At 70.4% G+C, this 7,901-nt stretch carries 6 protein-coding genes and 2 pseudogenes; 3 read left to right on the top strand and 5 right to left on the bottom strand.

All coding sequences use genetic code 11. The features are described from left to right. Window positions 1–16 precede the first annotated feature (16 nt). A complete protein-coding gene (locus ACLJK8_RS14450; RefSeq protein WP_413151008.1) occupies window positions 17–913 on the top strand; it encodes an alpha/beta fold hydrolase in 897 nt (298 codons plus the stop codon). A 79-nt stretch (window positions 914–992) separates the two neighbouring features. Here ACLJK8_RS14450 and ACLJK8_RS14455 read toward each other — a convergent pair whose 3' ends face one another. The 4 genes from ACLJK8_RS14455 to ACLJK8_RS14470 form a co-directional block, all read right to left on the bottom strand. After that, a complete protein-coding gene (locus ACLJK8_RS14455) occupies window positions 993–1,736 on the bottom strand; it encodes a class I SAM-dependent methyltransferase (RefSeq protein WP_413151009.1) in 744 nt (247 codons plus the stop codon). Between the two features lie 64 nt (window positions 1,737–1,800). Beyond that, the gene (locus ACLJK8_RS14460) at window positions 1,801–2,583 is read right to left on the bottom strand and encodes a glycosyltransferase family A protein (protein WP_413151010.1); all 783 of its coding nucleotides are present in this window, start codon (window positions 2,581–2,583) and stop codon (window positions 1,801–1,803) included. A 9-nt stretch (window positions 2,584–2,592) separates the two neighbouring features. Beyond that, window positions 2,593–5,418 (bottom strand): glycosyltransferase, encoded by a 2,826-nt coding sequence (locus tag ACLJK8_RS14465; protein WP_413151012.1) that lies wholly within the window; start codon window positions 5,416–5,418, stop codon window positions 2,593–2,595. Then, window positions 5,384–6,382 carry a hypothetical protein gene (locus ACLJK8_RS14470; RefSeq protein ID WP_413151011.1) on the bottom strand — a complete coding sequence of 333 codons (999 nt, stop codon included), beginning with the start codon at window positions 6,380–6,382 and terminating at the stop codon, window positions 5,384–5,386. Before ACLJK8_RS14470 ends, ACLJK8_RS14465 begins: the two co-directional genes overlap by 35 nt. Window positions 6,383–6,890: 508 nt before the next feature. On the opposite strand from ACLJK8_RS14470, the pseudogene ACLJK8_RS14475 reads away from it, so the two are divergent. After that, a pseudogene (locus ACLJK8_RS14475) lies at window positions 6,891–7,091 on the top strand (IS5/IS1182 family transposase); the annotation flags it as partial. Beyond that, a pseudogene (locus tag ACLJK8_RS14480) lies at window positions 7,074–7,163 on the top strand (IS5/IS1182 family transposase); the annotation flags it as partial. The pseudogenes ACLJK8_RS14475 and ACLJK8_RS14480, both read left to right, overlap by 18 nt. A gap of 42 nt (window positions 7,164–7,205) precedes the next feature. On the opposite strand, the gene ACLJK8_RS14485 reads toward ACLJK8_RS14480, so the two are convergent. Further along, on the bottom strand, window positions 7,206–7,616 hold the full coding sequence (locus ACLJK8_RS14485; protein ID WP_413151013.1) for a hypothetical protein: 411 nt from the start codon (window positions 7,614–7,616) through the stop codon (window positions 7,206–7,208). Window positions 7,617–7,901: the final 285 nt, after the last annotated feature.

The following is a 7,901-nucleotide window of genomic DNA, read 5'->3' on the forward strand; positions in this document are numbered from 1 at the left end:
GTTCCGGGGTATGCGAATGAATGCGATCGAGCAATCGGCTCCGCGGGAATGCCGGTGGGACGTGGACGGCCTGCGTCTCGCGGGGCTGAGATGGGGGCCGGAAGAGGGCAGACCGGTCCTGGCGCTGCATGGCTGGATGGACCATGCCGCGAGCTTCCGCGAACTGGCCCCGAGGCTCGGCGGCTGCGATGTCGTCGCACTCGACCTCAGCGGCCAGGGCCTGAGCGCGCATCGCGCGGCGCATGCGACCTACAATATCTGGGATGACCTGCCGCAGATCGCCGGGCTGCTGGACCGGCTCGGATGGCAGGATTGCGTGCTCCTCGGGCATTCGCGGGGCGCCAATATCGCGGCCCTGTTCGCGGCCGCCCAGCCGGAGAAGGCGCGCGCCTTCGTGGCGCTCGACTCGCTGGCGCCCGAGCCGACCGCGGATGATTTCGTCGCGACGCTGCGCGCCTTCATCGAGCAGACCCGTGAGCGGAGGGCCGGGCCGCCGAGAACCTTCGGGAGCATCGAGGATTATGCCCGCCGCCGGAGCGCGCAGGGCAATTCGCGGCGGACCTCGGAGGCGCTCTCGGAGCGGGCGCTCGAACAGGTTCCAGGCGGATTTCGCATGCGCGCCGACCCGCGCCTCTTCGCAAGCTCCGCCGTCAGGCTGACGCGGGCGCATGTGGAGGCGGTGCTGCGATCGATCGAATGCCCGGTGCTCAACATCTGGGCGACGGAGGGTATCCGGAGCCGGCCCGGGGTCGCGGATCTGGCCCGGCTCGGGGGCGAGCTGATCGCGACCTACGAGACGATGGAGCTCCCCGGCGACCATCATTTCCATCTCGACCCGGCCGCGGCCCGGCGGATCGCCGAGGCCGTCCTGGGCTTCCTCGACGCGCGCCTCGGAGGACCCTCCGCCGGCTGAGACCCGCGCCGACCTTGGCGGGGCTCCGAAGCCGCTCCCGGGCGTCCCAGGGGCCCCAGGGGGCGTCTCGGGGGGCGTCTCAGGCGGGCGGGGGCGCGTCGGAAGGGGCCGCGACGAAGATGAACTGGCCGCAGAACATGAGCTTGCGGAAATTGCGCGTCCGGCATGAGCGATGGCGTGCCGGGCCGGCGTCGATCTCCTGATTGCGCGGCGATTCCTGCGAGAACCACTTCGACCAGTCCTTCGGCCGCCCCAGGATCGCGCGTTCGATCAGCGTCGGACCGTCGATCCCCGGCCGGAGCGCGAGCAGCCGGAACCCCGCCGTCTCGAGCAGCCGGCGGAAGCCGAAGACCGTGTAGTTCCAGTAGCTGAAGGAATGATAGGGCTCGAGCTGCGAGGTCTGCCCGATCAGGAGCCCCTCCGGCGCGAGCACGCGGCGCGTCTCGGCGAGCAGCGCCTCGGGGTGACGCACATGTTCGAAGACCTGGTAGCTGTAGACGAGATCGAAGGCGCCGTGGCCGAAAGGCAGGTTTACGCCGTCGAAGGTGACGAAGGTTCCGTCCGTGCGTCCCCGGGTCAGCACTTCCGGGCTGATCTCGATATCGACCCCGGTCCAGGCGGCGCCGGGCAGCAGCGAACGGAACAGGTCGATGCCGCGCCCGTCGCCACAGCCGAGGTCGAGCACCCGGTCCGGGCGGAACCCGGCCGCGACCCGCGCCCGCAGTTCCTCCGGGGCCGAGGACTGGCGGGCGTGATCGTTCGGGATCGCATCCTCCAGCATGTCGTAGAGCGAGGGGAGGGGGCTTTGCTGGTGTCTCGTCATGGTCTCGGGTCCGGTCAGCGCGGGCGGGAGCGGGCGCGGGCGTGGGAGGGGAGCGGGCTCCGCCTCACTGCGAGGCGAAGGTTCCGCCGAAGCTCGTCTTGAAATGCCGCTCGAGGTTCAGGATCGTGGCATCGTTGCCGCCATCCTTGTTGAAGTTCCTGTAGAGCCCGCCATCGGCGTCGGCATGTTCGAAGGTCAGCGTCCTGTAGTCGTCGTTGATGATGTAGGTCGCGATCTTGCCCGTCGCCGAATAGTGCCATTTCAGCCAGAGATCGTCGGCCGTGGGCGCGAGGCGGAGCGCGGTGGCATGGTCGAGCACATCGGGATGGAACTGGGCCGTGTCGTAGAGCACCCCGTCCTTGCCGGTCGGCAGGTTGAAGAGATCGGGGTTGCGCGGCACGGCGTTGCGCATCCAGTTCCGGTACGGCGCGAAGCGCGTCCCCTCGCGCCGCATGAAATGGCCGCGGTAGCAGACGACACAGTGATGCTCCCGGAAGGCGCGGTAGAGCCCGGAGAGCCAGTCGGCGGGATAGATCGTGTCGTCGTCCGCCGTCGCGACCAGGCAGCGCCGCCCGGCCGTCTCCGCGAGGAAGGGCAGGATCTTCCGGTAGGGCCCGATATTGGGCACGAAGCGGATCTCGATCCGGTCGTCCGCCGTCGCGAGCGCCTCGAGATCCGGCGGGGGGACGCGCACGCCCTCGTCGAGCAGGAAGGGCTCGTGCGAGAGATAGAGCCGGATGAGGAAATCGGGATAGTCCTGGCCGAGCAGCGAGCCGAGCGTGGCCGCGAGGCTCGGCAGCCGGCCCGAGATGCTCGTCAGGCTGATCGTGATCCGGGGATGTTTCATGGGCGCGCCTCAGGGCCGGAGCTGCTCGGGGATCGAGAGCGATCCGACGGGCCGGGGGTGGGGGGTATCGAGGCCGATCCAGCGGCGCCGCGTGAAACTCGCGCGGAAGCTCCGGAGCGCCGCCGCCTTGTCCCGCTTCGTGGCATGCGAGAGCGTGCCCGAATCCGCGAAACAGGCGACGAGCGGGCAGCGCGTCTCGCGATAGGCCTCCGGCCCCAGCGCCTGCCGGACCCGGGCGCGGAACTCGACATCCCCGCGCGAGCGCACCGGCGCGAAGCCGCCGAGCTCCTCGAAGACGGAGCGGCGGTAGAGCGTGGTCATGGTGCCATCCGCCAGCGCGCCGAAGCCGGGCTGGAACTGCAGCCGCGCGCCCCGGTCGACGCGCAGATGATCGGAGGCGGTGGCCCGCGCCCGGGGATTGGCCTCGAGCAGGGCGACCTGGTAGGCGATGCGCTCCGGATGGGACACGTCATCCGCGTCCTGAATCGCGACATAGGCCCCCCTGGCGGCGGCGATGCCGGCGTTCCGGCCGATGTAGGGCCCCTGGTTTCGGGGCAGGCCGATGAAGCGGATGCGCGGATCGGCGGCGGCGCGGCGCTCGACCGCGGCGCGGTTTTCCTCGGCGCTGCCGTCATCGACGATGATGATCTCGACCTCGGCCCAGCTCTGCGCGGCGAGCGAGGCGAGCGACAGTTCGAAAAGCCCCGGATCGACATCGTAGGTCGACATCAGCACCGAGACGAGGGGGCCTCCCCGGAGGCTGGCCGGCGCCGGGCCGGAGGCGGCGAGCCCGGCGAAGAGCGCGTGGATGTCCGATCCCGCGAAGGTGAGCGGCGACAGCCCCTCGGCCCGCGCCCAGCCGGCGTAAAGCGCGTTGAGCGGGCCGAGATCGCCGAGCGCGGAGGCCGCGACCGCGTGGATCTCGGGGTCCGAGGCATGGCCGATATGGCTCGCGAGCACCTCCCGGTCGCCGAGCAGGGTTGCGACCAGCACGATCTCTTCCGGGCCGAGATGCGCCGGGTAGGTCCAGTCGCGCGCCGTGAGCGCGAGCGCGCGCGTCTCGGCCGGCAGGACCCGCAGCGTCTCGAGCAGCTCGGGCAGGCGCGCATGGTGCGAGACCATCTCGCGCAGCGCCCGGATCGCGCCGGGCCTGTCGCCGAGGCGCAGCGCGCGGACGAGCCAGTCCCTGGGCGCGGGCGCCGCGCGCAGCCCCGCGGGATCGGCCCAGCCCTCGAATTCCTCCGTCGGTACCGCCTGGTCGATGACGAGCCGGCGCGCGAAGGGGCGCAGCGTCTCGCGGATGCCGCCGAGGTCCCCGCCACCGTTTCCGCCGCCGGAGACGCCGCAGAGCCGGAGCACGAAGAGCAGGGTTTCGGGGTCCGCCTGCGCGGCCAGGATCTCGGCGATCCGCGCGAGCTGGCGCACCGGGCGCCGGCGGCGGCGGATCAGGTCGAGAAAGGCGGTGGTGAGCGCGGTGACCAGCATGGCCGTCGGCGCGCCGCTGATCATGACCTGGGCGGCCGGATGGATGAGCCGCGGGCTCCGGGCCGCGAGTTTCGGGAAGACCGCGGCGACGAGCGGGCCGTAGCGGTCCTGGACGCCGCAGTCGGTGAGCAGGTGGAGAAAGGCCAGCAGTGCCTCGGGCTCGGCCTCCACCACCCTGGGCAGGCGCGGGGCGAAGCCGAGCAGGAAGTCGCGCACCTCCTCCGCCCGCCCGTCCTCCATGAGCGCCTCCGCCCCCGCCGGAAGGAAGGTTTCGAAGGCGGCGCGCGGGTCCTCCTCGGTGAGCGCGGCGGCCGCGGCGGCCCGCGCGGTCTCGAGGGCGCGGAGATGGCTCGCATGGGGCGCCGGCGGCGTGCCGCCGCGCCGCTCCCCGGAGATGAGCGCCCCGGAGATCAGTGACTCGGAGATCAGCGCCTCGGAGAGCGGCCGCGCGCCCGCCATGTGGATGCGCTGCGCGCGCGCCGGATCGGCGTCGTAGCGGGCGAGAACCCGGGACCAGATCCCGCCGAGGTTCGAGGCGCCGGCATCCCAGGCGAGGGCGGCGGGGGCGAAGCGGACGACGCAATCCTCCGCCGGATGACCCGGGTCCGCGCGGAGCGCGGCGACGGTTTCCGTGAGGCCGAGGCAGGCGAGGCCGAGCGGTGCCACCCGGTGAAAGCCGCCCTCGCCGCCCCGGCGCAGCGCCACGCGCCCGTCACCCGGATCGATCACGAGCCCGCGCGCGGCGATCGGGATACGGCCGCCCCGCGCGGCGTGCCGCCCGATCATCCGCGCCGCGTAATCCTCGGGATAGGGAACGTCGGCGCGCATCAGGACGACCGGCGTCTCCGCCTCGACCCCGGGCTGGCCGAGCATGGCTTCGAGCGCGGCGGCCACCTCGGCGGCGCCCGCGGTACCGGGCAGGCCGAGCACCCGCCGCCCCGGATGGTCCCGCGTCTCCGCCGCGCCGGGCGGGGCGATGACGATCGAGACCGGGGCGAAGGCCGCGATCCTGTCCTCCGCCGCCCGGGTTCCGAACAGGCGCAGGGGATCATGCGCGGTGGCGAGCCGGCAGGCCACGGCCGCCGCCCGTTCCCCTTCGCCGAGCAGCGCCCGGGCCGTGGCCCGGTCGCGGGCGAGAAAGCCGATGGGCGCGACCTCGAGCCCGATCAGATGCGCGACCCCGGCGTTCCAGTCCGCCCGGGTCTCGAACAGGACGGGCAGCGCCTCGACCGGAAGCAGTTCGGCCGGGCGTACCTCGACCGGGGCCGGGCGCCCGGCGGCCTGCGAGGGCGACGCCTCCCCCGCCTCGTGACGTTCACCGGAGGCCGCCGCCGGCGCTTCCCCCGACATTTTCTCGGGCACTTCCTCGGGCGCGCTGACGAGGCCCGCGACGAGTTCGAACCAGAGCGGCGGAATCTCGGCCTCGTGGTCGAGCACGAGGACTGGCCCGCCAGCTTCCTCCCGCGCCGCGGCGCCATCGGGTTCCACCGCCGCGCCGTCCCGCGCAGGGATTACCACCGCTCCGTCCCGGGCGAGGATCACCGCCGGCCGGCCGCCCTCCGGGAAGCCGGGGAGGAGGCCCGGGGCGCGCGAGCGCGTGCCAGAGCGCGGCGCCGGCCGGCGAAGGGTCCGCCCGGGCCGGCAGCGCGTCGTAGCAGGCCGGAAGCATGCCCTCGAACCGCGCCTCGCCTCCCCGCGTCAGGGCGCGCAGCATGGCGAGGAACCGGGGCGTGCATGTCTCCCCCCGCGCCTCGGCCTCCGCCTCGATCCGCGCCGGGTCCGGGCAGAGCGCGGCGAGAAGCCGGAGGTAGCGCCCGGTGCAAGACGCCCCGCCGCCCTCCACCGCCTCGCGCGCCAGGATGAAGGCGGCCACGGCCTCGCCGGCCGCGACATGCGCGTCGATCCCGGCCAGGCGCGCGAGCGCGTCCTGAAACGCGCCGACCTGTCCGGCGGCGGCGGGAAACCGGGCGACGCTCTCGCGGAGCAGCGCCTTCCCGGCCGCGTCGCCCAGTTCGAAGAAGACCCGCAACGCCTCGCGCCAGTCCCAGAGGATCGCCGCTTCCGCCGCCTCCGGCACGGCGGGCCGCTCCTCGCCGCGCAGCACCGCGGCGAGATCGCGAATGGCGGTTTCCGGAACCTGGATCTCGTCCTTCCCCCGCTCACCCGACAGGAAGAGGGGAAGTATCTTCCTTTCCGCGAAGAACCTGCTCCCCAGGGCGCGCCGAAGAATGTCGTCGATCGGCTGCCCGGTCCTTTCCCTCAGCTGCGCCTTGCTGGGCCGCTTCGCCTCGATGAGGTTGAATATTCTTGCCACTTCCTCCGGGGAGGCCGGAGCAGCGTGGTGAAATCGGTCAAACATATGGGTGCCGTGATCCGTTGGAGCCTTCGCCGCCATCAGAGAATAGATCCGCAACCCACCGGACCTTAATCTTTCAGTTGATCACACGCTCGTCAAGGTAGCATTGACCCTCCAAGAAATCTCCTTCCGGGAGAGTTCAGCGGAGGCCGCGCGCGGCCTCCGGCCCTGTTCCCAGGGACACTCACTTCAATGGGGCGGGGAGCAGATAGGAAGCCTTGCTGGTGTAGACCATGCTCGTCGCGAGTTCCGGGTCCCAGACGATGGAATTGCGCGCCGCGCAAGTCTCCCAATCCCCCACAAGCTCGGCCAGCCTTTCGCTTTCCCCGGACGAGAGGTCGGCCCGTTCGTTCGGGCCCTCGGCGAGATCGAAAAGCTCCCAGGCGCCCGTCCCCCAGGGTGGTCGCTGAAGGCCAGCTTCCAGTTGTCCTTCCAGATGGCGCCCCGTCCGACTGACGGAGATCGGATGCCCTGGAATGGTACCGCTCGGCGTGATTATGCTCGCCGGGGGCCGCGGTATGCAAGTGATCTGACGGACCGGGCGCTGATCGGAACGCTTCCGCCGTCGCCGCGTCGTGTAGGTCGCCCTCGGGCGACGGATCTTCGGGAGGTGCTGAACGCGATCCTCTATATCGCGACGACCGGCTGCCGACTGGCGAAGGACTGGGAGAAATCTATCGCTTCCGTCGAAGCGTGGAGATTCATCGCCCAAATCCGCGTCCTGGCCAGGCGCCTCGCAAGGTATTGGTACGGCGTAGAGTTTCGCGCCAGCTCTCCGACATCAGTTGCAGGTGCAGTAGAGCGCGATCTCCTTATCCATGACGGCGCTACCGATCAGGTCGTTGTTGTTCGTGTAGCTCACCGTCTCGGTCGGGCCGTCGGGGACATACTGGCCATCGGAGGTGTACTCCACGTTGGCCTCGCAGTTCGCCAGCGAGGCCACGGAGGCGACGCCGAGACGTGTGGCTTCCTGGATGACGGTCATCTCCATTCCGGCAATCGAGGACTGGCCGAAGAACGCTATTCCTTCGCCTCCGTTGATCTTCATCGCACTACCGCCGAAGCCTGGGTCCGAATAGAATTCGCAGCCGTGGCCTTGCGTCGTTCCGTCTTCTCCGCTCACGGGCTGCGCGACAGCTGAGCTGGCGAGCGCCATGAGCAGAGCGCCCGACGCCACGAATTTCTTGACCATTAACTTCCTCCACTGCGATCAGCACTGATCGATCAGCAAATATTTATAATAGTATGGCTATTTTTACCCTACGGGCGCAAGATGCACGACAGAATCCATAAGGTCAAGATACACGACAGGAACACCTCCATCGCGCGCTAGTTTGTGATATGGGCGGTATGCGCGGTACCGGGTGAGTTCCATCGTGAAGTGCAACACCGTTGACGGATGAGGTATCCGTCTGTCGCCAAACAGATAACGGTGCTGCCATGTCAGATTATGCCCACCTCACTGCCGATGAAAGGG

The organism is Amaricoccus sp. W119, from assembly GCF_047275745.1.
In the GTDB taxonomy this organism is placed as follows: Bacteria; Pseudomonadota; Alphaproteobacteria; order Rhodobacterales; family Rhodobacteraceae; genus Amaricoccus.

What these genes read in the sequence shown, in the direction of transcription:
- ACLJK8_RS14460 (WP_413151010.1), bottom strand. Translation starts at nt 2,583, where the DNA reads ATGAAACATCCCCGGATCACGATCAGCCTGACGAGCATCTCGGGCCGG.
- ACLJK8_RS14465 (WP_413151012.1), bottom strand. Translation starts at nt 5,418, where the DNA reads ATGTCGGGGGAAGCGCCGGCGGCGGCCTCCGGTGAACGTCACGAGGCG.
- ACLJK8_RS14485 (WP_413151013.1), bottom strand. Translation starts at nt 7,616, where the DNA reads ATGGTCAAGAAATTCGTGGCGTCGGGCGCTCTGCTCATGGCGCTCGCC.
- ACLJK8_RS14455 (WP_413151009.1), bottom strand. Translation starts at nt 1,736, where the DNA reads ATGACGAGACACCAGCAAAGCCCCCTCCCCTCGCTCTACGACATGCTG.
- ACLJK8_RS14450 (WP_413151008.1), top strand. Translation starts at nt 17, where the DNA reads ATGAATGCGATCGAGCAATCGGCTCCGCGGGAATGCCGGTGGGACGTG.